Raw genomic sequence first — 26,025 nt, forward strand, 5'->3', positions numbered from 1 at the left:
GTATTTTGCGGCATGCCCCGGCTTCGACAAGCCCAGCCCGAACGGATAGGGTAGATGCCGTAGCTTTGACCAACCTAGCCCGAACGGGTGGTGTGGTGCCCCTCACTGCCCCGCCCACGCCCCCAACCCATCGCGCACCAACGACGCCTGCAAGGCCTGCTGTAGCGCCAGCCCGGCTTGCAAATCGGCCTCGCTAGTCTCGTAGTGCATGGCCACCAAAGACCCGGCCACGCGCGCATCGCCACCGTGCAGGCCCACCACGCGTTCGGCCAGGGTGGCGGTGTCTTGCGGGCGCAGGGCGGTGAAGGCCTGGCGCAGGTCGGGCAGGTGGGCGATGAAGGCGGCATCGTCCCAGCCGCGCACCAGGGCGTCCAGCCCGTGCAGCAGGGCGGGTAAGCGCAGCAGCAGCTCGGGGGCGGCTTGCATCACTCCGTTCAAAAACCGCACCGCATCGGCAGGCACGGCACCGGGGCCAAAGCGTTGGCACAGCACGGTATCCAGCTGCGCGTCGTCCCACAGCCCCTCCAGGTACAGCAGGGCCGTGGCAGCGCCGCACACGCCGGGGGCGGTGTCGGGCGCGGTGGCAAAGTGCTGCAGGTGGGGGGTGAGCAGGCTGGCGTCGATCAACGCACGGGCCGGCGCCGCTGTATCAGCGAGCGCATCCAGCGTGTGCAGCATGCGGCCCAGCTCGCGCAGGGCCAGCAGGTGTTGCACGGCTTGCGCCTCGGCATCGGCCGGGCTGTGCTCCAGGTTGGGCAGCAAGAACAGCGCGGCGGGCCACGCGCGGGCCAGCAGGCGGCGCAGTTCGGGGTGCTGTTGCACGCCCAGCGGCTCGCGGGCGCGCCACAGGGTGACGAGGCGGTGGCCGCAGTCGATGACGGAGCCGAGCGAGGCGTCTTCGTGGAGGTGGGTGGAGAGCATGCCCAGCAACTGGGGCAGGCGGTGCTGCAGGCCCACCAGGCAGGCGCGCAGCAGCAGCATGACGGCGGCACTGGCGCTGCGGCCCCGGCCCTCGTCGGCCAGGGCGGCTTCTTCGCGCTGCAGCTTGGCCAGGCAGGCGGCCTCTACGCTAGCGCCGTCGGCGGCAAGAGCAATCAGGCGGGCTTCGACCAGCGGGCTCCAGGCACCGTGCCATTCTTCAAACATCAGGTGTAGCTGAGTGCCTGCCAGAAAGTCCGGACCGTTGACCCAGCGGGCCAGGCAGGTGTCAAGGTAGGCCATGGCCTGAAAGAAGCGGCTGCGCACGCGGTGGGTGGGCTTGCGGTACAGATCCAGCCGCGTGGTGCGGGCGGTGGTGTCGTCCAGCCGCACCCCGGCAGCGCGAGCCAAGCGGCGGGCGTCTTCGATGAGCGGGGGTGAGCCTGCGCTGGGCGGCACCTCACCCATGCGCGTGCCGCTCAGGTAGGCACGCAGGTCTGCCGTAAAGCCGCGTGTGCCTTCGTCGATGGCGCCTTTGACAAAGCACGAGCGAATGGCGTCGAGCAGGTCTTGCCGCCCCGGCCCGGCGTTGCCGCGCAAGTCTGCCAGGCGCTGGGCTTGCAGCGCGGCGGCCTGCACCAGGGCGGTGGAGATCGCGTCGGCCTGGTCTTGCTGGCGGGTTTGCTGGGCGTAGCCGGTGAGCACGTCGAGCGCTACGGCGGTGAAGGGGCTGGGCGTGCTAACGCCATGCTGGGCTTCGACAGGCTCAGCCTGAACGGGTGGGGGTGACCCCTTGGGCCGGGATGCCGACAACGCCGATGCGTCAGCCTCGCTGCTGTTCCACGCTTCCCACACGCGCTGGTAGTAGCCGGGTGAAGGCATGCCAGCGCTGTAGCCGTTCAGCGCATCGAGCTGTTCAAAGCTGTAGCGGATCAACCAGGCGTTAGGGGCAGCGGCTGCGGATGCCTTGGCCGCTCTGGCGGTGGGGATGGCTTTGGCTTTACGGGCCTTGCTGGTGGGCTTGGCATCGGCGTTGGCAGCGCACAGGCGCAGCAGCTCGGGCGTGTGAAAGCCCCCGGTCACCACCACGATGGTGCCCTGCACCTGCGCGCGCCAGCGCTGGATGTGCGCGGCCATGTGGCGCTCGCGGGGCAGGCTCAGCTCGGCCTCGAGCACTTCGGGCTCATAGTCCAGCCGGGCCATGGCGCACCAGTGGAACACGTCGGTGAACAGGCTGCGCCAGTCGTCCCGCTGGGCGGTGCTGCGCAGCTCAAACAAGCGGTCCCACAGGTCGTGGTGGTCGGCGCAGCCAAGCTGGCGGGCCATGGCCGTGAGGTAGCGGCTGTGGGCAAAGTGGCGCTCTTCCATCTGGCTGCGCGCGGCGGTGCCCAGGGTCTCTGCATCGCCTTCTCCGTCCTCGCGCTCCCAGGCCTTGTCTTGCCAGGGCAGGTCGATCAGCGCCACCTGCGCGCCCAGCGCTGCGCCTTCGCGAATGGCGATCCACTCGGGGCTGTAGTCGCAAAAGGGGTAGAAGGAGCTGCTGGTGTCAGTACGGGGAGCCGCGGGATCGGCGTCGGCTCCCGCTTCGGGCGCAGCGTCATCAGTGACATCGGAGGGCGCAGAAGGCCGCTCGCGCACCGCCTGGCACAGCCAGGCCACGGGCGGGCGGGTTTGCGGCTCGCTCATCAGCGGCAGCAGGCTGTTCACATCGTCCGGGCCTTCAATCAGGATGGCGGCAGGGCGCAGCTCACGCAGCAACTCGCGCAGGGCCCAGGCGCAGGCGGGGCTGTGGTGGCGCACGGGCACAAAGACGATGCGGGCGGGATCGCCCTCGGTGCCCAGCAGCTGCGGCAATTGTTGGGCCACCGCATCGGGCAATGCGGTAGGCGTTGCAACGGTGCCTGCAGGCATCACGCTCATTGCCACAGGCTGCGGGCGGCGTCGTGAAACTGCTTCCACAGCGCGTCGCGACGGGCGCGCTCGCGCACCACGGTGTCAAAGTAGTGGCGCACGCGCTTGGCGTCGTCCAAGCTGTCTTTGAGCACCACGCCTTGCAGCTGGCCCGCAATCTCGCGCGGGGTCAGCTCGCCGCCGTTGAAATGCCGGGCCTGCAGCGCGGCAGCGTAGGCCACGTTCACCGCCTCGGCGGTGGACATCACGGCGTCGAGCCCCTTGATGGCCGTGCCCTCTTGCGTCTGGCCTGCGCGCAGTTCCTGGAAGGTGGTGACGAGCAAGCCCACCACATCCCGCGGCACCTGCACGGGGGCCTCGGTGCCTGCCAGCTCGCGCTGCAACTGGGCCATCACCAAGTCCACCTCAAACTGGTGGTCGCGGATGGGGCGCACGGTTTCAAAGTTGAAGCGGCGCTTGAGGGCGGACGACATCTCGTGCACGCCCCGGTCGCGCAGGTTGGCGGTGGCGATGATGTTGAAGCCACGCTGCGCAAACAGGCGCGAGCCGTCTTGCTCGTCCCTGGCCAGCTCGGGCACGATGAGCTGCTTGTCGCTCATCAGCGAAATGAGCACGTCCTGGATCTCGGGCGGGCAGCGGGTGATTTCTTCAAACCGCACGATCTGCCCGGCCTGCATGGCGCGGTACACGGGCGAGGGCACCAGCGCCCGCTGGCTGGGGCCTTCGGCCAGCAGCAAGGCGTAGTTCCAGCTGTATTTGATGTGGTCCTCGGTGGTGCCTGCGGTGCCCTGCACCGTAAGGCCCGAATCGCCGCTGATGGCGGCTGCCAGCAGCTCGGACAGCAGCGACTTGGCCGTGCCCGGCTCGCCCACCAGCATCAGGCCCTGGTGGCCCATAAGGGTGACGATGGCGCGGTCGACCAGGGCATCGTCGCCAAAGAATTTCTGGCTGACCTTCAGCCCCGCATCGCCCAGGATGAACTGCCGCACCGCGCGGGGCGACAGCCGCCAGCCCGGCGGGCGGGCATGGGTGTCGGCAGCGGTCAGGCGGGCCAGCTCGTCGGCAAAGCGGTGCTCAGGGGCCAGGCGCACGGCCTGTGCAGGGATGGGGGCAGAGGCGGTCATTTGCTATGAATTTAAGAGCTGCTTGCGCTGATTCATCAAGCGCTGGAGCCCCTTTTTACTTCAAATCGGGGGCGCCATGAAAAAAGCCGGAGCGTGAAGGGCTCCGGCTTGGCAGACACAGCAGGGGGCGATCAATCGTCGCTGGTGGCCAGGCTGATCAGGATGCGCAGCACGTACCAGAGCATCAGCGCGATGGACGCAAACAGGTGCAGGGCAGCACCGGCGGGGCGGTCCACAGGGTAGTCACGGATGATCTTGGAGGTGTCGTACAGCACGCAGGCACCAGCAAAAGCAACCATCAGGCCCGAGAACCAGATGCCCAGCTTGAAGCCGAAAATGGCACCGGCAATGATGGTGCCCAAAGCGACCAGACCCACCACCTTGAGCGTGCCGCCCAGAAAGGAGAAATCGGTCTTGGAGGTGAAGGCGGTCCAGGTCAGCGCGCCCACCAGCAGCAGCGTGATGAAGGCCGCAGCGCCGATGGCGCCAGGGGCCACGATCTGCGCGATGCCGAACATGGGCGCGAAGATCAGGCCTTCGGCCAGCACATACAGGCCCAGGCCCATCAGTTGCGTTTGGGGGTTTTCAGAGTTATCGGCCATGTGAGAGGCCAGCCAGCCCACCAGCATGAAGGCGCCCATGACACCCAGCCACAGGAACTTGTTGCCGCTGGCCAGCAGCATCTTGGCAGCGGTGCCCGAGAAGCCGGTCATCATCAGCACAGCCGACAACACCACGAACGCCAGGATAGCAGCGCCCAGGTGCTTGTAGGTGGAGATGATGAAGTCGCTCCGCTCAAACGGTGCGCCTTCGGGCGAGTCAGGGGTCAATACGTTGGGATTCGTCATTCATTCCTCCGTTGGTGGTTGGTTTGTCGGGAGTGGATGCGCGAGGCTTTCCACTCCCCCTCTCTCTCGCTGAATGTCAGGCTGCAGCGGCTTGCGCTTCTTCGTCAGCAGCCCGCAGTTTGCGATTGGACCACACTCCGCCCGCGCCGATCAGGGTCAGGAAAATCGCAAAAATCCACATGCCCGCGCCGCTCATCGACTTGGCCGAAGACTCTGCCTCTGCCATCAGGCGCTGCTTGGTGGCTTCGTAGCTGATGAGCGCCTGTCCGTTGACAGTGGCCTCATACACCACGTCGTTGTCGCTCTTGTCGACCAGCGCTGTCACCTTCTCGTCGATCATGGCACTCACCACGGCCTTGGGGGTGCTCTGGTCAATGCGCAGCTTCTGCACCTCGCCACCTGCATCGGGCTGCACGTTGATCTGGAAATAGTGCTTGGTGGCACGACGCTTGCGCTTGACGGTGACTTCTGAAGCTTCCACCACCTTGCCGGTCACGGTGGTGAGCTTTTCACGGGCTGTGTAGGCATGGTCGCCTTCGGCCTTCCAGCCGCTGTAGACGGACATGGCGATCATGCCGGGGCCCAGCAGCAAAAGCAGCCACGCGTAGCCAGTGATGAAAATCAGAATTTTGCGAATGAATCCGGGCATAAGCTCCCTCTCTCTTTCTGTGGTTGTGAAATCAATGTTGGTCCAGCGCCATCGCGCTTGGGCGCCATGGCGCGGTAAGGCCGCGATGATCCGCGAAATGGGCTGAGTCAGGGGTAAAAAAATGCGTTTGTGTCGCTGCGCTACCGCACTTGACAAGTTGGCAGGGTGCGCCCGCTGCAAGGTGGTGTAGAGCCTGCCAAAGGGACCTCTGCCAAGGTCCAAAGCCCCTCCCGCACCTGCCCCGACGGCCCCACCACTACCAAGGCATTTTCTTTTCCCAGTCGGCATCGAAGCCTGCGCACACTTTGGCCACAGCCAGGTAGTCGCCATAGGCCTCTGCAAGCAGGACGGGTGGCACATCGGCCAGCGCCATGCGGTGGTCACCCCAGCCACGCTGCCGCGTGTCTTCAAAGCTCAGGGTCTTCAGCGCTGCGGCCACATTCTCCTCAGGCAGGCAATTGCCCGAGAACTCCATCACTACGCGCACGCCAACACTCGAAAACTCTTTGCTGTATTGGTAGAAAAAGCCGCCATCCTCGGCCTGAGCGCGCTGGTAACCCAGCTTGGTGAAGGTACCCCGCAGGGTAAAGGTATCGCTCACCCAGCCCTGGCGGTCGGCAATTTCGCGCACGGCCGTACCCTGCGCGTCTACCTGTGCCAGATCGGGGGCCTTGCGCGCCATTTGCGCGAACAGGGGCGCAAGCTTGTAGTCCTTGAAGTGCTTCACCCATGCAGCGCTCTGCGCGTCGGCCAGCAGCGAGGCATGGGCCAGACGCAGACTGCTGCCATCGCTCAGGCTGACCTCGTCGTCCTCGGTGTTGATGAGGCTGCCGTCTTCGGTGGGGCGGAAGGTTTGCAGCAGCTCGCCTTGCGCGTCCAGCTCCATCCACACCAGGCGTTGCACCAGCCGCCCGGCTACCGGGTGCTGCTGCAGGTATTCGCGCCACTCCCCCACCGGCCACAGACGGCCTGTGCACATGGCCTCAAACAGGCGGGCGGTCTGCAAGTCCACCACCTGTTTGAGTTCCTTTTTGCTGCCCGACAGCAGGGCCTTGGTCTCCTTGACCTGCGCCGGATCGTCGGTCTGCCGCGGCTCAGGCAAGGCCTTGATGACCTTGCCCTCGGGGTTGCGCAGCTCGGGCTTCATGGCGGCATCCAGCACCATGGTGAAGATGCGGTCGCCGTAAGGCAGCGTCAGCACACCCGTGTCGTCAAGGCCCGCGGTGGGAATGGTGCGGTCTGCCAATTGATCCTGCGTCCAGCCGTTGCGGTCGGCAATCTCCTGCACCAGGGCGCGGGCCTTGGTCTGGACGGAGGCAGTGCGGTAGCGGCGCGAGAGGCTCAGCATCAACTGGATGACGAGCGGGTCGTTGCCCGGAGCCACCCCTTCGAGCATGGCTTCAATCTGTGCACGGCGCTGGTAATGGTCACGCATGTACTGCTGCAGCAGGGTCACGATCTCGTGGCCCGGCGCGTGGGCGGCCAGGGCCAGAATGCCCTTTTCGCCAATGGCGCTGCCCAGGTACTCGCCCATCTTCTCGCGCTTGCATTCCTCAAACACCTGCTCTGGCGACTTGGCATAGTTGGCCTCGTAGTACTGGCGGTACTCGGGCTTGGCGTTCTGGTAACCGCGCTGGTAGTTCTGGTAGCGCTGCGCAGCGTGCTGATTGGCGTAGGCAATGCCTTCTTCCAGCGGGGGGTGGCGCGTGTCTTGCGCAATGAACTGGCGCAGCACCGTGCTGCCCAGTGCCTGGTGGCTGGCGGCATCCAGCAGCCCCATGTAGCGGGTCAACAAGGCATTGCCTCCGGGCTCTTTGAGCTTGCACGCCAGCACCACCCACCAGCGGATGATCTCGGGCTCCACCGCGCTGCCATCAGCCCAGCGGGCGGCAGGCAGGCCGTCCATGGCAAACCAGGCCAACCCCGCGGGGGGCTTGGCCTTGAGACCCTTTTTGGCCTCGGCCAGCAGCAGTGCAGGGGCCAGACGGGGCGCGATGTCTTCACCCAGCGCCTCCAGTGCCGTCAACAAGGCTGCGCGCACGGTTTCGCGGCTTTCCTTGTCCAGGGCCTGGGTCAGGGAGGGCACTGCGGCGGTGTGCTTGAGGTCGGCAAGCCAGCGGGCGGCTTCGATACGCACTTCGCTCTTGGTGTGAGCCAGTGAGTCGATCACGCTGCGGCCAATATCGGGCACGCGGGCCAGGGCCTTTTGGGCCAGCGCGCGGTGGGTTTTGCCCTCGCCCAGCGCCAGTTCCATCAGGCGCGGCATCCAGCGCGCAGGGATGTACGGGAACACGGCCAGCACACGCATGGTGGCCCCCATGTCCATCGGCCATTGGGTTCGCTCCCGCTTGGGTGGTGCCACCAGGCCCAGACCTTCGTCGATGAACTCGGGGTGTTCTGCAAAGAAGGGCCAGATCTGCTCGGGCGGCAGCACATCCACAGCGTTGGGGGTGCTCCAGTAATCACACAGCGCTGCGCGGGCCACATCTTCCAGCGGCAGGCCTGCACCTTGAAAAACGGCCGCCAGGGCTCGCAGATCCACGCTGCCGGCGGGCTGTTGGCCCAGCCATTTCTGAAACCCATCATCGGCCCAGAAGCTGCGCCAGTGGTGCGATGCCGTTAGCCAGCGCACCAGGTGAACCGGGCTAAAACCAGGCAATGTGTACATACGATTGCCTGCGCTCACCACGTTGGCAACTTCGCCATTGCGCACCCGCTGCGCAGTCTTCTTGTCGCCTGCGCCGTTCAGCACATCCAGGGCTGCCTGCAGATCCTCGGTCGTGACCTTGCCCAATTTGGCGTAATGCTGCTGACTCCAGGTGTAGGTGTGCTTGGCGCTCTTGTTGTCTTCGATTTCGGTTTCCGCAGCTTTGCGGGCACGCTCCAGCACTTCTTTGCGGTTGGCCTCAAACAGTGCCAGTGCAGCGTCGCCCAAGGGGGCGTCGGCAAAGGGCGTCCACTCGGGCGCGGGGGGCAGGGTCTGCTCTTGCGCATCACTGGCCGCCCCCAAGCGGTTCAAGGCAGCACGAATGGCCTGCTGCACAGGCTTGCTGCTCTCGCTCTCCAAGGCTACCTCCAGCAGGGGGGCCGTGTTGTCGACAGGCCAGCGGGCCAGCAGTTCGGCAGCCTGCGTGCGCTGGGCCGTTTCGCCCTCGCGCAGCAGGTTGCCCAGCAGGCGCTGGCGGTCTTCGGTAGGAATGCATTCCAGGTGCTTGATAGCCTCGACGCGCGCGGTCTTGGCGCCGTCTACTGCCAAAGCGACCAGTTCGGCTGCAAATTCTGTGGCCAGGCTTGGGGACTGCCCGATACGCTTTGCCAGCTCTACCTTGCCACTGGCAGACAGCTGCTGCAGCAAGGCTCGCACGGCCTCAGGGTGGCCTCGCATGTAGTCGGCCACCTCGGTGGGTTCCACCAATCCGCGAAGGTGGTCAGAGTAGAAGCTGTCGAGCCCCTTGCGCTCAAACACCAGTTGCAGCACCAGGGTTTCGTCCAGCCCCTCATGCGCCAGCAGCTGGGCAAACAGGGGGACTCTCCAGGCGCGGCGCTGGGTCAGGTTGTGCTGACCATGTCCGCTGAAAGAAGCGTGCAGCGCGTCATTGACGAGGTATTGCAACCAATCGGGGATGGGTGCGCCAGGATGATCCAGCGATTTGCCCTGATCGCCCGCGGCCAGTACCTTGCCCAGCCGAACGATCACATCCAGCGGCACAGGATGCGTGGCCACACTGTCGTAAAACGCAGCACGGCCCGCCATGCTCTTGGCGCCTTCACTCTGCCCCTTCGACTGGGCTCCATACCCCAGATGAAAACCCCAGCGCAACCGACCCGGCTGACCCAGCAGGTTGCTGCTCACATCAGCGGGTGTGACGGAAGCCAGGTCCTGCAGCACGCCTTCTTCGGTGCCCTCGGTGATGAAAGCCAGCGCTCGCTCGGCCACTCGCGGGGCGGACAAGGTGGCCAATGGCTCGACGACCTGGCGCAGCAGATTCACCTGGCCGGACGTCAATGCACCCGCATCGTTGGCGGTCGATCCCAGCACGGCCTTCACCATCTTGTCGAGCAATCCCATGGGCATCCCTTGTAGGTTGTGAGCAGAGGAGCGCCGAGACCCTGGAACCTGTTCAAGATCTCTTTTGAAGAGTCTCGGTGCGAAAACCGAGCATTCTGGCAGCAGACCGTGGCGATGCAACGGCTTCGGAGCCCTCTCGATACAGTTGCCTGCGACCTGTGTGGCATATGTCGCGCGTTCGCCGCATTTGCGTGCGGATGTGTATCAATGCGTATCGGATTCAGCGCACAAAGGCAGACCATCCAGCTCCTGCGCCCATTGCGCCAGACAGGCCAGGGACAGCAGGCTGTCGCTGCTGGGTGTTTGCAGGTGGGCCCGCAAGGCCGCCTCCAACGCCCGCAGGCCCACCGAGGCCAGGGCGGCGTGCGCCTGGACCAGGGCCGCACGCTGCGCATCCGTCAGCGCCATGCGGCCCGTGGCGGCCTGGGTCTCCAGCACAGTCATCACCGGCTGCAGCAGGCGCTGGGCCAGCGTAGGCTGCATCAGCACGGGAGCGGCCTGTTGCTCCTTGCGCCATTGCATCAACCGCAAGATGCGCTGCGCCAAAGGCGTAGGGCGCGCAGGCTCCGTGGCAAAGTCCAGCGATACGGCCTGCACCGCATCACCGGTAGAACCTGCAGACACGCCGCTGCTGAGCACTGCCACAGGCACCAGCAAGGTCTCTGCGCCAGTGCGCTCCACACGCACCAGCACGGCATGAATGGGTGCCTGCCGGGCAGTGAGGCGGTCCAGGTTATCGAGACGCAGCGCGGTCTCGTCGCTCACGGGAACCGTAAGACGCAACCACTGGCCAACGTCATCCTGTAATGGCCAGTGCAGTTGCTGGCGCGTCTCGTCCAGCACCGGGGGGTAGGTGCGAGAGGGGCGCAGCAGCAGCATGTCTACCGGCTCACCGCCCAGGCCAGTGGCAGCCTGCAGTGGCTCGCGCAAATCGGCCCAGCGGCCATAGCCCAGCGTGGTCAGACGCGGGTCGTCAGCCCGCCAGACAGGGATTGCACTGGCGCGGCTGGAGCCACCCACGGCCAGACGACCATCGTCAGCCAGGCGGGGCTGTTCCAATTGCAATGGCGTGTGGCACAGCTTTTGTGCAGAACCGGCTCCTGGCCACACGGCGAGGGTTGCCCAGGCGGTGTGGCGCGAAAAGCCCAGGTCGCTGCCATCGGGCCGCGCCAGTGTGGCCTGCAGCAGGCGTCGGCCATCGATATCCCACAGCCCCAAGGTGAGCCCGCGTGCGCCGCCCAGCGTTTGCCACCAGTAAGCGCCCAAGGGCAAAAGCGCCAAGCTGGCGCTCTCATCAAAATCACGCCGTATGCGGCCACGCAGCCGCACCAGCATGTCAGACGTGACGTCATGGACAGGGTCAGGTGCGGTCAGGGCCACACACAGCGCGTGTGTGCGGGCCATCAGAGCCAGTGCATCGGCTTCCAGCATGCGGTGGTCACGCCGCTCCAGCCCATCGACCATGCCCGCCAGGTTACGCAGCAATGCAGCCAGGCGGGGCAGACCTTCGCCCCGGGCCGACATATTCAGCGCCAGCAGCTGCGCGCTCGACAGGCGGCTTACATGCGATAGCCCGCCGCGCAATAGCTCTCCCAACAACGCCTGCACTTGGCCAACAAACATGCGCTCGCTGGCACCCAAGGGGCGTGGTGCCTCGGTGACGGGCGCTGCCTGGGGCGTTTTTCCATCGGGCCACATCAGCGGCTGCCCTGCGGCGCTGCGCACAGCGGCCAGGGCCATCAGATGCACCGCTCGCCGCTCACGTGCGGGCACCTCGGACACCATGCCGTCAAACCCTGCCCCCGCCACCCAGCGGCAGCTCACACCCAGGGCAGGCAAGTCCATCACCAACGCGCTGCCTTGCACGCGCCACTCCACCCCGCAGGGCAGGGCCTGCCATGCCCGCCGCTGCGCGGCCACACCTGCGACTTTGAAGAGGGCTGCGGAGTCCAGCGCCAGCACTTCTGCCAGGGGGTCCATCTGCACCAAGGGCGACGGTGGAGCGGAGGCCTCTGCACTGGTATCCGGCGGTGCCATACCAGCGGGCGCAGCCTCAGGAGCATCGGTGTTCGCGCCTCCCTCCGGCAGTGCGCGCAGCCACAGTGCAGCCGCCAGAATGTGTTTGCACAAACCCGGTGCGGGGCAGTCACATTGCGCCTTCTGGGGGCCGCGCGCATCCAACTGCACCTGCTGGCCATCGGCCAGCAGCACGCCGTCAGCTTCGCCCTGGCGCTGCCACTGCACCTTGCCCGCCTCGACATCTTTGGCTGCGCGGCGCAGCAGGCCCGCATTGGCCAGCGTAGCCAAGGTGTCGTCGTCGTAGGCGCGGTAGGCGTGGGTCCAGGTCATGGGGTTTCAGTCGACTCAGGCAGCTCAGTTCATCACCTCGGCCAGCCACTGCGCAAAGTGGGTGGGCGTGAGGGCGGCCACATGCATGCCCTGGCTGGCCAGGCGCTGGGCCATTTGCCTGTCGTACACAGGGTTGGCCGATTCATCCAGCGCCGCCAGCCCCAGCAGTTTGACCCGCGACTGCGCCATGCGCTGCACCGCTGCCAGCAAGGGGCCAGGCGATGCGCCTTCTTCAAAGTCGCTGATCAGCGTGAACACCGTGCGCTGCGGGTTGCTGATGAGCGATTCGCAGTAGCGCACGGCGCGGCCGATGTCGGTGCCACCACCCAGTTGCACCGTGAGCAGCACCTCCACCGGGTCATGTGCCAGGTGGGTCAGGTCCACCACGCTGGTGTCAAACACCACCAGCTTCACTCGCACGGCGGGCAGCGAGCTCATGATGCCCGCCACCACGGCGCTGTAGATCACCGAGTCCATCATCGAGCCGCTCTGGTCCACGCACAGCACCACATCCCAGGGCAGGTTGCGCTTGATGCGGGCATTGAACAGTGGGCGCTCAATGACGAGCTGACCGCGCTCGGCGCTGTAATTTTTGAGGTTGGCGGCAATGGTGGCGCGCGCGTCAAAGGTCTGGGCATTGGGCACCAATGAGCGGCGCTGCCGGTTGCGGCGGCCCACCAGCGCGTTCACAAAGTCGCTTTTGAGGCGGCGGGTGATCTCGTCCACCGTTTTGCGAATCACATCGCGCACGGCGTCACGCATCTCCCCGGACAAACGGCCCCGCATGCCCAGCAGGGCCTTGGCCAAGCCGGGGGTGGCGTCCATCGAGCGCAGCACCTCGGGGTCATTGAGCAGGCTGGTGAGCTGGTAGCGGTCGATCGCCTGCGTCTGCATCCGCTCAAACACCTCTTGCGGAAACAGCTTGCGCGAACGGTTGAGCCAGTCAATGGCGCGCAGCTGCGTCGGGTCCAACGACCCAGGCCCGCCCGCAGGTTTGGCCAAGCCCCGGCCATCGTATTCGCGCCCATACAGGTACTCCAGCGCCTGGTCGAGCTTCCAGTCCTCGCCCTGCATACCCACGCCCCCCATGGGCCGCGCGGCATAGCGGCCCAGAATGAGCCGCCAGCGGCGCAGGGCGTCGTCAGATGCAGGCGAATCGGGTGGAGCGGTCATGAAGGAAACGCGGTGTCTGGATCAACCATACCAACCACAGGTGCTCACGCACAAAGCGCATGCGGTCACAAAAAAGCCTGCCAGCGCGAACGCGGGCAGGCTTTCTGGGGTGTGCGGGTACGCACGCTGGCCAAGAGTCAGAACGGAATGTCGTCGTCCATGTCGTCAAAGCCCGAAGCCGCACGGGGAGGCTGCGCCACAGGCGCTGGTGCGGGACGCGGGGCCGGTGCGGCCATGGGGCGTGGTGCGGGGGCTGCACGGCGAGGAGCCTGTTCGTAGCCGCCTTGGTCGCCACCGCCGTAGCCGCCCTCGTCATAGCCACCGCCTTGCTGGCCGCCACCTTGGCCGCCCATGCCCTGCCGGCCGCCCAGCATCTGCATCTGGTCGGCGCGGATTTCGGTGCTGTACTTTTCAACGCCGTTCTGGTCGGTCCACTTGCGGGTGCGCAGGCTGCCTTCCACGTACACCTGCGAGCCCTTGCGCAGGTACTGGCCCACGATTTCGGCCAGACGGCCATTGAAGACCACGCGATGCCACTCGGTGGCTTCCTTCATTTCACCGGTCTGCTTGTCTTTCCACTTGTCTGTGGTGGCAATCGTGACGTTAGCCACCTGATCCCCGCTGGGAAAGGTGCGCATTTCAGGGTCACGGCCCAGGTTGCCGACGATGATGACTTTGTTGATGGATGCCATGGCTTTGCCTTCACTTAAAACAGCGCCGGATTTGGGGAGGATTTCCGAACGCCAAACGCTCCATTGTGCCGCAACCCCGTCAATGTCCGGCGCTTGCACCACTGCGGCCCACGGGCTGGAGCTTCCAGGACAGTGTCAGCCACACCGCCATCAAGGCCGTGGTGGTGGCGAAAAGTCCGGCAGGGCCCACCCATTTGACCAGTGCGCCGCCCAGCGCCCCACCCGCAAACAAACCCATGGACTGCAGCGTGTTGTAGCTGCCCAGTGCCGCGCCACGCAATGGCGCAGGAGCCATGCGCGAGACCAGGCTGGGCTGCGTGGCCTCCAGCGCGTTGAAGCCGCAAAAGAACACAAAGAGCAGCGGCCCCAGCACCCACAGCGTGGGCTCAGATCCACTGGCAGCCAGCACACCAAGGCCCGCCTGCACCACCAACACCAGGCCAATGGCACCCAGCAGGGCCACGCGGAGATGCCCACGACGCTCCAGCGCAAACAGGCCACCCATGGCAGCAAAAGACAGCACCACCGCTGGCAAATACACCTGCCAGTGGTGGTCCTTGGCAACACCTGCCTGCACCAGCAGGGCCGGCACAGCCACCCACATGGACAGTTGCACCGTGTGCAGCACAAAAACTCCCAGGTTCAACCGCAGCAGATCCGGGTGAGCCCATACATCTGCCAGGCGTCCGCGGGGTGCATTCTTCAGCTCGGCGGGCTCCGGCGGCACCCACCACAGCACTACGGCCACACCGCCCAATGCGAGCAAACAGGTCAGCGCAAACAGGCCAGAAAGCCCCACCGCAGCCGTCAGCACGGGCGCAGCCACCAAGGCCACAGCAAACATCAGGCCAATGCTGCCGCCCACCAGGGCCATGGCTTTGGTGCGCACCGTATCCCGTGTCTGGTCCGCCAGCAAGGCCGTGACTGCCGCCGACACCGCCCCGGCCCCCTGCAGGGCACGCCCGACCAGCAGGCCCATGAGCGTATCGGCCAGCGCAGCCAGCAGACTGCCCCCGGCAAACACCAACAAGCCCAGAACAATGACCCGCTTGCGCCCAAAGCGGTCAGACGCCATGCCCAAGGGCAACTGCAGCACGGCCTGGGTCAGGCCATAAATGCCCATGGCCAGGCCCACCAGCGCCGGATCAGAGCCGCCCGGGTATTTGCGCGCCTCCAGAGCGAAAACTGGCAAGACAAGAAACAGGCCCAGCATGCGCAAGGCAAAGATCAGCGCCAGGCTGACGCTGGAGCGGCGCTCCAACGCAGTCATACGCTGGGCAGAAGCATCGGGTCGGGCCATGTTGGAGGTTGCCGACAGGAGAGATGAGGAATCCGGCACGGTGGTGCGCTGAGGCTCGTAAAGCAAACAGCGATTTTCACCGATTGGCGCTCACCTCGCTCTCAGACCTGAGGAATGCTGCCCGCGAAGCGGCCACAGGCGCCATCGGCGATGCGAAAACCGCCAGTCGATTCCGCTTTCTCTATTTGCCCATGATGCGAGGCCTGCTGCGCAAATCCAGCCAGAGCATCAGCCCGAGGATGGCAGCCGCAGCCCACAAGGCCCAGGTGTTATCGGCAGGCATGGGCACGGCGACCACCGGCACCAGCGCAACAGTGGCCGGGTCCAGGATACGGCCTAGAGCGGGGTCGGAGTCACCAATTCCGTTGTCCTCCACGGTGTAGGTGACCGTGCGGCGGTCGGCACTGAAATCCGCACCACTCCACGCAAACCAGGTGGATGTGCGGGCCCCTTTGGTGGCTGGCCCCAGCTTCCAGAGCTGGGCACTGGGGGGCAAGGGCTCGGGGTAGGTCAGGCGCACCGTCACGCTGCCGGTACACCCTGAAGCACTGAACGCAAGCACGCCGTAGGGCATGCGCACACCCTGGGGCTGGGGCACTGGCGGGCGACCAAATCCGCCGCCCGGCTCCAGCGCACAGTTTGGCCCTCCCCCAGAAATCACCACCCGGGCATCCCCCTGCATGCCCTCCAGTCCACCCGTCAACGTACGGCGGGAGGTTTCAGGCACCGCTGACGGGGGGCCGCCCTGGGCCAGGGGATTGGCAGCCTGGGAAAACAGTGGCGCTGAGGCCGAGAAGGGGCTTTCAGGAACCGCATCCTTGGCTTTGACCACCATCCAGGGGCACAGGCCAGCGATGGCAATCACTAACCCCGCGCGCAGGGCACCCCAGCCGCCAGCCAAGAGGGCAGCCGGCGAAACAAAAGCCGTCGTGGACACGCGGTTGCGGGGCATGGGTCAAAAATTCCTTGAAGAGCGAAACGACCCGTGCTATGCACGGATGCGCCCTGCTGGGAATCGTAGGCAGCTTGCACCGCGGCATTTGTCTGTGCGTCTGCAATTTGTTGACTGAGCGTCCCAAGTCCCACGCGAACGATGGGCGGGCACGCCTACGCCAAGAGCGGCTGACAAAACTCAGCGCTGCGGCCTTGGCTAAGCGTTTCGTCGCAGGCAGTACGCCGGGTATGACAAGACGAAACAACGACGCCAAGGGAGTTTTGTGAGCCGCTCTAAGTCATCGCACCTTCAGGGTGCGCATCCACGCCGCGTATTCGACCGATGAGAACCCCTCGGCTTCAGCCAGCGCGGCAGACGCCGTCTGGGCGAGCGCCATGGCCCGTGCATCGGTGGGCGACACCCCAAACGCGGCTCGAAAGGCCCGGCTGAAATGCGCATTGCTGGAAAAACCCACCCGCGCCGCCACTTCCGCCACCCGCAACCTCCGGCTGGCCGGATTGACCAGCGTGTGAAAAGCCTGCAGCAAGCGCCGCTGTTGAACAAAATTGGCCACACCACCCAATGGCTCAAACAGGCGATAGAGCTGGCTGCGCGACAACCCGAAATGGTTGCATAAGCCTTCCGGGCTGATGGCCGAACCCAGGTTGCGGGCAATGTGCTGCTGGATTCGATCCAGCGTCACCCCCTCCATGGCATCCCGCGCCTGCGCGTGCGTATCGGCGTTGGGCCGTACACAGGCTGCCAGCATCTGCACGCTGGCACGGGCTACATGCGGGGCGTCCTCCAGGTCAATGGAGGGAAGGCGATGCTGCAGGGAGCGCAAGTGGTCGCAAAACAGCCCACCCAGCGCGGTTTCCCTGCGCAATACCGTACCGTGCAGGTCCGGGGAACGGTTGCCAAAGGCTTCCTCCGCCAGCACCCGCGGCACGATCATGGAAAGCACATGCGATGGCTTGGCAAAGGTCCGCAGCGTGCGGGACAGGTCAAGCACAGAGACATCCCCGGCCCGCACCTCCATGTCTCGCCCGTCATCACAGTGCCCCACAAAGCCCCCCTCGCGATACCACTGCACCAGGTAATGGTCCATGCCATCACGCGCCACCTTGGCACGCTGGCGCGAAAACTGCTGCCCACTGAACCGCGTATCGCCCAGCAGCAGCATGCCCAGATGGGTCGCCTCCACAGAGGCATCGAACACCTGCGCATCCTGTGGAGTCAGGGGAGCCACATCAAAAACCACCGAAATACTCTGCCGCCACGCCTCAAAGCGCTCTTCGCCCTCAAACGGATCGGTAGAGAAGACGGTGGATGGAAGCGGCTGGGAGGCAGGCATGGCGGGGGTGATTATGTAGCCCTCAAACTTGCTCCATGCCCTTGCACAAGTACACCCGCCGCGCCAAATTCAGGAGTCTCTCCCAATCATCGCTCAAGCGCTCGCCACATAACGCCGCGTACGCCAAGCAAGCAGCGTCAACAACGTGGAAAGTGAAGCCAGGGCCCAGGGGTTGTCCACTGGAATACCGGCAGGGTCCACAGGCCCCAACATAGGAGCAATCGGATCCACGATGCTTCCCACAGCAGGATCGGAATCGCCTGCGCCATTGTCCAGTATGGTGTAACTGACCGTACGGCGGTCTGGGCTGACCGATACACCGCTCAGTTGGAACCATCCAAAGGTCGTTGCACCGGCCGTTGCTGGGCCATATTTCCAAAACTGTATTCCTGCGGGCAATGGCTGTGGGTATTCGAGCGTCATGGTGACTGAAGTCGCACAGCCAGTGGCACGGTAAGCATATTCGCCGTAGGGCATCGTTTTGCCAGCAGGTGCAGGGTTAGACAGTCCGGCAAATCCGCTGGACGGCGCCAGAGTGCAGGTGCTGCCGCCGCCACTGAGCGTGGCCTTGGCCATACCTGTCATGCCGGGCGCTGGCGAAGTGACCTCCAGCAGCCTGGGCACCACGGGTGCCGAAGCTGCAGACAAAGCGCTGCTACCAACGCCGTTGGCGGCCTGCACCCTGAAGGTATAGCTGGTGCCGTTGGTCAGCCCACCGATGGTGCAAGTGGTGGTCGTGCCGTTATTGACATTGCAAGAGCCAGAGGGACTACCCGTCACCTGGTAACCCGAGATAGCGCTGTTGTTGGCTGCAGGGACGGTCCAGACCAGTGTCACAGAACGGTCTGCAGTTGTGACCGAGGTGAAGGAGGGCGCATCCGGTACCGCAGGCGCGGTGCCGATGACCAATTCATTGGCCGTAACGTCCACCGCAGCATTGCCAGCCAAATCGGAGGCTGTGGCGGTCACGCTGTAAGTCGTGCTGTAGCTCAGTGCCAGGGTTCCACTGGAGGGGCTGGCCGAAGCCAGATTCAAGCTCCAATTGCCCGCAACCGGGACCACTGGGTATGTAGCGCCACCGACGGCTACAGTCAGCACCTCGCCCGCTGACAGAGTGGCAGTGCCAGTGAGGGTGGGGGTCAAGCTGTGCACGGTTTGCGTGCCCACCGTCGGTGTGAGCGGCGGCACAGTGTCCAGCACATAGGCTTGCGACCACGCCGTGCCGACGTTGCCTACGGCGTCTTGCACCCGCGCCTTGAAGGTGTTGGTGCCAGCGAGGGTGATGCCCGAGACCGACCATGCCACGCTGCCCACGGTGGCAGAAGCGTTGCCCCAGGTGCTGCCATTGTCTTGCGACACCAGCACCGATTCGCCCGTGGCCAGTGGTGCCGACAGGGTGCCGTTGAGCGTTTGGGAGGCTACGTTGGTGATGAAATCAGTGCTGCTGCTGCCGGTGTCTGCCGACAAGGTGGCCGACGCCACGGTGGTGCTGGGCGCAGTGGTGTCGATGACGATGGCTTTGTTGGCCCCGAGCGAGCCCGCTCCGCCGGGTGCAGCCAGTGTGAGTGAGGCCGTTTGATGCGCCCCCCCGGTTTCTGTCACGGTGGCGCCATTCAGGGCCAAGGCGCTGGTGCTGGTGTAGTCCAAATCAGCACTGTCTTGACCGGCACCCACGGTGTAGGTGAAGGTGAGCGTGTTGGTGCCCGAGCCGCTGGTATAGGTGGCCACACCGCCGCTGTTGAGCGTCAAGGTGGGCGTGCCACCGGTGGTGTTGACGTTGACCGCCTTACTGAAAGTGAGGGTGATGACGATGGTCTGGCCGACGCCGTAGCTGCCATTGGCTGTGCTGGAGCTGACGCCGGCCACGGTGGGCACCAGGGCGTCGACCAACACGGCTGCGGTGCTGCCGACGCCGTTGAGTGTGGTGCTGGCCGCATTGCCTGCGGCGTCGATCATGGTGCCGCCGTTGGCGCCCAAGGCGCCGACGGTGATGCCGTCACTGTCGCTGTCGCCAGTGACCACGGCGTGGCCAAACTGAAGGGTGCTGGTGCCAGAGCCTGACACATAGTTGGCATACCGGGTGGTGCTGCCCACGGTGAGGGCGATGCGGGGCATGCCGCCGCTGGTGTCTACATACACAGGCTCGTCCAGCTGCACGGTGAAGGACAACGTGTCGCCCGCATGGTAGGTGCCGTTGGGGGGCACCGTCACGGCGGTCACCGCAGGGGCCGTGGTGTCGATGGTGATGGAGACCGTGGCCGAGGCGGCCGAGACATTGCCCGCCACGTCGCTGGCACGGGCGTTGAGCGTGTGCGCCCCGCTGCCCAGGCCACTGGCCGCCAGGCTCCACACCCCGCCGGTGGCCGTCGTGCTGCCGTGGGGGGTAGCGCCTTCATAAAGGGTCACGGTGGCGCCCGCGTCGGCCGTGCCTTGCAGGGTGGGGTTGGCCAGATTGACGAGTCGATCGGTGCTGGAGATGCCGGTGTCCACTGCCAGCACGGGCGTACTAGGGGTGTTGGGGATGGAGGTGGTCAAGGTGTAGGCCTGGCTGCTCACACTGCCGCTGTTGCCGGCCACATCGACCACCTTCAGTTGCAGGGTTTGACTGCCAGGGGACAGCACCACGCCATTCCAGCTTAAGCTGGTGCCGCTGACTTTGCTGGTGATGTCCGCCCAGGTTGCGCCGCCATCGAGGGAGCCGTACACCGTGTCGCCGCCGGCCAAGGCACTGCTCAAAGTGGCGGTGATGGTTTGGGCAGCCGTGTTGGTAATGAAGTCGCTGCTACTGACGCCGGTGTCAGCACTGAGAGCAAGGACGCTGAACGTGACTGTCGGGGCCGTGGTGTCGAGCACGTAGGCTTGAGAAAACACCGGGCCACTGGCGCCACTGGAGTCGACCACTTTGACTAGCAGGGTGTCGTTGCCGGTCAAGGTGGCGCCGCTGAGCGACCAGGTGCTTTGCCCGACTGTGGCGCTGGCTACCGTCCAGCTCGCTCCGTTGTCGAGTGACACGGACACCGTCTCTCCCGTTGCCAGATTGGCAGACAGGGTGCCGCTGAGGGTTTGTGCTGGCACGTTGGTGATGAAGTCGGTGCTGGAGGTGCCGGTATCGGCAGACAGGGCAGCACTGGTGATCGTGGTGGTGGGGGGCGCAATGCCTGCGAAGACAATGATGTCATCAATGTACAGCCCGAGACCTGTGCCACCCGATTGCCGAACGATCCGGATCTCATCAACATAAGCCCAGGCGGCACCAGCGACGGAGACAATGGTGCCGCTGGTTGTAGAACCATACGAGGGAAGAGTGAAGTCTTTGCTGGCCCCGCTCACAGGCAAGCCATCGCGCAGGCCCAGGATGCGGTAAGCCTGACTGTTGTTTTGGGGATTTTCCAGCGTCAGGCTGATGAACTTGAATTTTTCACCGGTATTGGCCTTCAGCGAGATCACCGCTGCATCGGCGCTTCCGGTACCGTCCATCCATAGGGCGCCATCGCTAGTGTCTGCCAACACAGTGACGAAAGAAAAGTTCGTCATATACAGCGTAGCCTTGGTATCCACTTGACCGTCGGAGCGCAACACCGAGAAGCGCCAATTGTTGACGACATACGGATGTCCCACGGATATGAAGGTATCGTTCTCAGGGAAAACGTATGAGTCAAAGAGTTCAGACCCGGGCGCTGAGGCGTGGCACAGGCCGCTTGCCAAGACCCCGGTGAGCACCACAGCAGAGCCGAACCGCCCCCAGGGACGAAAAGAAAAATTCACCATTGTTCAGACTCAAAGAAGGAAGCCCCCGCAGAGGGCATTGGCAGGCCGATCGGAGCGATGGACCTTGTTTCTGCATCAAGTCGTCACGCTAACAAAGGTGAGGCCAAGCTGCAATTTGTTTTTGGCATCGCTCCAAGTACGCAAATCCAGAGGCCACGCAGCCCGCCCGAAGGGCCATCAGGCCTATGATGCGAGGCCTGCTGCGCAAATCCAGCCAGAGCATCAGCCCGAGGATGGCAGCCGCAGCCCACAAGGCCCAGGTGTTATCGGCAGGCATGGGCACGGCGACCACCGGCACCAGCGCAACAGTGGCCGGGTCCAGGATACGGCCTAGAGCGGGGTCGGAGTCACCAATTCCGTTGTCCTCCACGGTGTAGGTGACCGTGCGGCGGTCGGCACTGAAATCCGCACCACTCCACGCAAACCAGGTGGATGTGCGGGCCCCTTTGGTGGCTGGCCCCAGCTTCCAGAGCTGGGCACTGGGGGGCAAGGGCTCGGGGTAGGTCAGGCGCACCGTCACGCTGCCGGTACACCCTGAAGCACTGAACGCAAGCACGCCGTAGGGCATGCGCACACCCTGGGGCTGGGGCACTGGCGGGCGACCAAATCCGCCGCCCGGCTCCAGCGCACAGTTTGGCCCTCCCCCAGAAATCACCACCCGGGCATCCCCCTGCATGCCCTCCAGTCCACCCGTCAACGTACGGCGGGAGGTTTCAGGCACCGCTGACGGGGGGCCGCCCTGGGCCAGGGGATTGGCAGCCTGGGAAAACAGTGGCGCTGAGGCCGAGAAGGGGCTTTCAGGAACCGCATCCTTGGCTTTGACCACCATCCAGGGGCACAGGCCAGCGATGGCAATCACTAACCCCGCGCGCAGGGCACCCCAGCCGCCAGCCAAGAGGGCAGCCGGCAAGACAAAAGCCGTCGTGGACACGCGGTTGCGGGGCATGGGTCAAAAATTCCTTGGAGAGCGACTATCAACACCCTTTTATGACGATTTCCAAGGTCTGCAGTCAAAGGCTACGCTCTAGTTCTTCGCACTCGGAACGTTCGTCAAAAAGGGCATCATCAAGTCCACACAAGTAGACAGGGTCTCCTTGTCGGTGCATAAAACCAGCTCAGGGGAAAGCGGAGGTTCGTACGCAGAGCCCACGCCTGTTAATTGAGGTAAAAGTCCCTGACGCGCCTTCCTGTAGAGGCCTTTGGTATCCCGTTGCTCTGCCACAGCCAACGGGACGTTCACGTAAACCTCCACAAAATCTCCGTGGGCAAACAGTGCTCTCGCCATGTCACGGTCTGCCCGGAATGGGGATATCAATGCAACGATGACGATCACACCGGCCTGCAGGAAAAGACGAGCCACATGCGCCACGCGACGAACGTTCTCAGCCCTATCCTCATCAGAGAACCCGAGATCACTATTCAAGCCCTGCCGAACGTTATCTCCGTCCAGAACATAGGTGCGCATACCGATACGGTGTAGTTCACATTCCAGTGCATTGGCAATAGTGGACTTGCCCGAGCCGGACAGGCCCGTCAGCCAGACCACACGGCCAGGGTGACCCGCCAATCGCTCGCGATCCAAACGGGTCAGCGTCAGCGCAGGTGGACAAAGGGGAGGGTTGCTTGAAGTCAGAGGTCAACACCAATTTAGAAAGAGAACGCTTATCGTAACGATCCAAGCGGTAACACCCAAAGACCAAACAGCGCAAAATCTTCCACCCAGCTGCCGACAACGGACCTAGCGCCTCTAATAAAGGTGCCTCGCTCCAAACAACGGGCCCACTGCCAAGGCCTTGAGACCACAAAGGCAGGTCAGGGACAGCGACAAACCGAGCGGCCTATGATGCAGGGTTTCGCTTTCAAATCCCACCCGTGACCCGCCCCGACGAAACCACCGCTCCCGCCGATGGCATCTACCTCGCCCGCGCCCTGCGCGAGCAGCGCATCAGCATCCGGGGGGCGCGCACGCACAACCTCAAGAACATTGATCTCGACATTCCGCGCAACCAGCTGGTGGTGATCACGGGGCTGTCGGGGTCGGGCAAATCCAGTCTGGCGTTTGACACGCTGTATGCCGAGGGGCAGCGCCGGTATGTGGAGAGCCTGTCGGCCTATGCGCGGCAGTTTCTGGGGCGGCTCGATAAACCCGATGTGGACCTGATCGAGGGGCTGTCTCCCGCGATTTCCATCGAGCAGAAGGCCACCAGCCACAACCCGCGCTCCACCGTAGGCACTGTGACGGAGATTCACGACTACCTGCGCCTGCTGTACGCCCGGGCGGGCACACCGTTTTGCCCCGACCACGGCCTGCCGCTGGCCGCGCAGACGGTGAGCCAGATGGTGGACGCCGTGCTGGCGCTGCCCGAAGACACCAAGCTCATGATCATGGCCCCCGTGGCGCGCGAGAAAAAGGGCGAATTCACCGAGTTGTTTGCGCAAATGCAGGCGCTGGGCTACATCCGTTTCCGTGTGGATGGGCAGATTTACGAGCACGAGAGCCTGCCGCAACTCAAGAAGACCGAGAAGCACGACATTGACGTGGTGATCGACCGCGTGAAGGTGCGCGCCGACCTGCAGCAGCGCCTGGCCGAGAGCATCGAAGCGGCCTTGCGCGTGGGTGGTCACGAAGGCAATGGCCGCGTGCTGGCTCTGGAAATGGACACGGGGCAGGAGCACCTGTTCAGCAGCAAGTTCGCCTGCCCGGTGTGCAGCTATTCGCTGGCCGAGCTGGAGCCGCGCCTGTTCTCGTTCAACTCGCCTATGGGTGCGTGCCCCGCGTGCGATGGCATTGGCCAGCGCGAGGTGTTCGACCCGGTGCGGGTGGTGGCTTTCCCGTCCCTGAGCTTGGCCAGCGGTGCCATCAAAGGTTGGGATCGGCGCAATGGCTACTACTTTGCGATGCTGGAGAGCCTGGCCAAGCACTACGCGTTTGACATTGAAGCGCCGTTTGAATCGCTGCCTGCCCCCGTGCAGCACGCTATCCTGCATGGCTCGGGTGAGGAAGAGATTGCCTTCAGCTACATCCTCGACAGTGGCGCGCAGAAGGGCAAAACCGTCACCAAGAAGCACCCCTTCGAAGGCATCATTCCCAACATGGCCCGCCGCTACCGCGAGACCGATTCGGTGGTGGTGCGCGAAGACCTGGCGCGCTTTCGCAGCACCCAGCCCTGCCCCGAGTGCCACGGCGTGCGCCTGCGCCGCGAGGCCCGGCATGTGAAGGTGGGCGAGGGCGAACAGGCCCGCGCCATCTACGAAGTGAGCCATGCCACGCTGAGCGACGCGCACGCGTGGTTCCACGCGCTGAAGCTCACCGGCGCCAAGGCCGAGATTGCCGACAAGGTGGTGCGCGAGATCGCCACGCGCTTGCAGTTTTTGAACGACGTGGGCCTGAGCTATCTGAGCCTGGACCGCAGCGCCGAAACACTCTCGGGTGGCGAGGCGCAGCGCATTCGCCTCGCGTCGCAAATCGGCTCGGGCCTGACGGGCGTGATGTATGTGCTGGACGAGCCGAGCATCGGCCTGCACCAGCGCGACAACGACCGGCTGATCGCCACGCTGCAGCACCTGCGCGACATTGGCAACAGCGTGATCGTGGTGGAGCACGACGAGGACATGATGCGCGCCGCCGACCATGTGATCGACATGGGCCCCGGCGCGGGTGTGCACGGCGGGCGGGTGATGGCGCAGGGCACCTATGACGAAGTGCGCGCCAATGCGCAGTCGCTCACGGGGCAGTACCTGTCGGGCACGCGCACGATTGCCGTGCCCAAGCGCCGCACGCCCTGGCTGCCGGTGCTGGACCAGCCTGCGCCCGTGGTGGAGGCCAAGGCCAAGTCGCGCTTTCCGCAGACCGAGGCCAGCAAGCGCCGCGCCGAGCGCATGGCCGAGCACCACGCCCGCCAAGGCGCCGTGCAGGCGCTGCGCGTCGTGGGTGCCACGGGCAACAACCTCAAGGGCGTGACGGTGGACTTCCCCGTGGGGCTGCTGACCTGCGTGACGGGGGTCTCGGGATCGGGCAAGAGCACGCTGGTCAACGACACGCTGTACGCCGCCGTAGCGCGGCAGATTCACCGTGCGCACGAAGAACCGGCCGAGCACGAGGAGATCGTGGGCATCGAGTATTTCGACAAGGTCATCAATGTGGACCAGAGCCCCATTGGCCGCACGCCGCGCAGCAACCCCGCCACCTACACGGGCCTGTTCACGCCCATCCGCGAGCTGATGGCCGAGACCAACACGGCCAAGGAACGCGGCTACGGCCCCGGGCGCTTCAGCTTCAACGTGTCGCAGTCTTCGGGCGGTGGCCGCTGCGAGGCCTGCCAGGGCGATGGCGTGGTGAAGGTGGAGATGCACTTTCTTCCCGACGTGTACGTGCCCTGCGACATCTGCCACGGCCAGCGCTACAACCGCGAGACGCTGGAAGTGCTGTGGAAGGGCAAGAACATTGCGCAGATTCTGGAGCTGACGGTGGAAGACGCCGCGGCCTTCTTCCAGGACGTGCCCACCATCGCCCGCAAGCTGCAGACGCTGCTGGATGTGGGCCTGTCGTACATCCGCCTGGGCCAGGCCGCGACCACGCTCTCAGGCGGCGAAGCGCAGCGCGTGAAGCTGGCGCAGGAGCTGAGCAAGCGCGACACCGGCCGCACGCTCTACATCCTGGACGAGCCCACCACCGGGCTGCACTTTGCCGACATCGACCTGCTGCTGAAGGTGCTGCACCAGCTGCGCGATGCGGGCAACACCATCGTCATCATCGAGCACAACCTCGATGTGATCAAAACCGCCGACTGGCTCATCGACATGGGCCCCGAAGGCGGCGCGGGCGGGGGCACCGTGGTGGGCGTGGGCACGCCGGAGGAACTGGCGGCCAACCCGGCGAGCCACACGGGACGGTATCTGGCGCCTTACCTTCAGTCAAAGTCTGAATAAAAATGGC

Annotated in this window: 15 protein-coding genes; 1 reads left to right on the plus strand and 14 read right to left on the minus strand. The window is 64.7% G+C overall.

Annotated features, from left to right (window positions below; all coding sequences use genetic code 11):
* Positions 1-102: 102 nt before the first annotated feature.
* From AACH87_RS21005 to cysC, 14 genes are all read right to left on the minus strand, one after another.
* The gene (locus AACH87_RS21005) at positions 103-2,838 is read right to left on the minus strand and encodes a DUF5682 family protein (protein ID WP_338796507.1); all 2,736 of its coding nucleotides are present in this window, start codon (positions 2,836-2,838) and stop codon (positions 103-105) included.
* Positions 2,835-3,953 (minus strand): AAA family ATPase, encoded by a 1,119-nt coding sequence (locus tag AACH87_RS21010; protein WP_338796508.1) that lies wholly within the window; start codon positions 3,951-3,953, stop codon positions 2,835-2,837. Before AACH87_RS21010 ends, AACH87_RS21005 begins: the two co-directional genes overlap by 4 nt.
* Positions 3,954-4,084: 131 nt before the next feature.
* Entirely contained in the window at positions 4,085-4,801 is a 717-nt protein-coding gene (locus AACH87_RS21015) for a Bax inhibitor-1 family protein (RefSeq protein ID WP_338796509.1), read from the minus strand.
* Positions 4,802-4,877: 76 nt separating this feature from the next.
* Positions 4,878-5,450 carry a hypothetical protein gene (locus tag AACH87_RS21020; protein WP_338796510.1) on the minus strand — a complete coding sequence of 191 codons (573 nt, stop codon included), beginning with the start codon at positions 5,448-5,450 and terminating at the stop codon, positions 4,878-4,880.
* A 256-nt stretch (positions 5,451-5,706) separates the two neighbouring features.
* Positions 5,707-9,519, minus strand: a complete 3,813-nt coding sequence (locus AACH87_RS21025) for a DUF4132 domain-containing protein (RefSeq protein WP_338796511.1) — start codon at positions 9,517-9,519, stop codon at positions 5,707-5,709.
* Between the two features lie 204 nt (positions 9,520-9,723).
* Positions 9,724-11,868, minus strand: a complete 2,145-nt coding sequence (locus tag AACH87_RS21030) for an SWIM zinc finger family protein (RefSeq protein ID WP_338796512.1) — start codon at positions 11,866-11,868, stop codon at positions 9,724-9,726.
* Between the two features lie 24 nt (positions 11,869-11,892).
* The gene (locus AACH87_RS21035) at positions 11,893-13,041 is read right to left on the minus strand and encodes a VWA domain-containing protein (RefSeq protein ID WP_338796513.1); all 1,149 of its coding nucleotides are present in this window, start codon (positions 13,039-13,041) and stop codon (positions 11,893-11,895) included.
* Positions 13,042-13,178: 137 nt separating this feature from the next.
* A complete protein-coding gene (gene ssb, locus AACH87_RS21040) occupies positions 13,179-13,733 on the minus strand; it encodes a single-stranded DNA-binding protein (protein WP_338796514.1) in 555 nt (184 codons plus the stop codon).
* Between the two features lie 79 nt (positions 13,734-13,812).
* Entirely contained in the window at positions 13,813-15,003 is a 1,191-nt protein-coding gene (locus AACH87_RS21045) for an MFS transporter (protein WP_338799046.1), read from the minus strand.
* A gap of 211 nt (positions 15,004-15,214) precedes the next feature.
* Positions 15,215-15,985, minus strand: a complete 771-nt coding sequence (locus tag AACH87_RS21050; RefSeq protein WP_338796515.1) for a choice-of-anchor U domain-containing protein — start codon at positions 15,983-15,985, stop codon at positions 15,215-15,217.
* A 280-nt stretch (positions 15,986-16,265) separates the two neighbouring features.
* A complete protein-coding gene (locus tag AACH87_RS21055) occupies positions 16,266-17,321 on the minus strand; it encodes a helix-turn-helix domain-containing protein (RefSeq protein ID WP_338796516.1) in 1,056 nt (351 codons plus the stop codon).
* Between the two features lie 93 nt (positions 17,322-17,414).
* Positions 17,415-20,855 carry an Ig-like domain-containing protein gene (locus AACH87_RS21060; protein ID WP_338796517.1) on the minus strand — a complete coding sequence of 1,147 codons (3,441 nt, stop codon included), beginning with the start codon at positions 20,853-20,855 and terminating at the stop codon, positions 17,415-17,417.
* A 322-nt stretch (positions 20,856-21,177) separates the two neighbouring features.
* Positions 21,178-22,035 (minus strand): choice-of-anchor U domain-containing protein, encoded by an 858-nt coding sequence (locus AACH87_RS21065; RefSeq protein ID WP_338796518.1) that lies wholly within the window; start codon positions 22,033-22,035, stop codon positions 21,178-21,180.
* Positions 22,036-22,113: 78 nt separating this feature from the next.
* Positions 22,114-22,671 carry an adenylyl-sulfate kinase gene (gene cysC, locus AACH87_RS21070; RefSeq protein ID WP_338796519.1) on the minus strand — a complete coding sequence of 186 codons (558 nt, stop codon included), beginning with the start codon at positions 22,669-22,671 and terminating at the stop codon, positions 22,114-22,116.
* A 290-nt stretch (positions 22,672-22,961) separates the two neighbouring features.
* Between cysC and uvrA the strand changes: the two genes are divergently transcribed.
* Positions 22,962-26,018: an excinuclease ABC subunit UvrA gene (gene uvrA, locus AACH87_RS21075; RefSeq protein ID WP_338796520.1), complete on the plus strand. Its 3,057-nt coding sequence runs from the start codon at positions 22,962-22,964 to the stop codon at positions 26,016-26,018.
* Positions 26,019-26,025 lie beyond the last annotated feature (7 nt).

Source organism: Acidovorax sp. DW039, assembly GCF_037101375.1.
Lineage (GTDB): Bacteria > Pseudomonadota > Gammaproteobacteria > Burkholderiales > Burkholderiaceae_C > Acidovorax.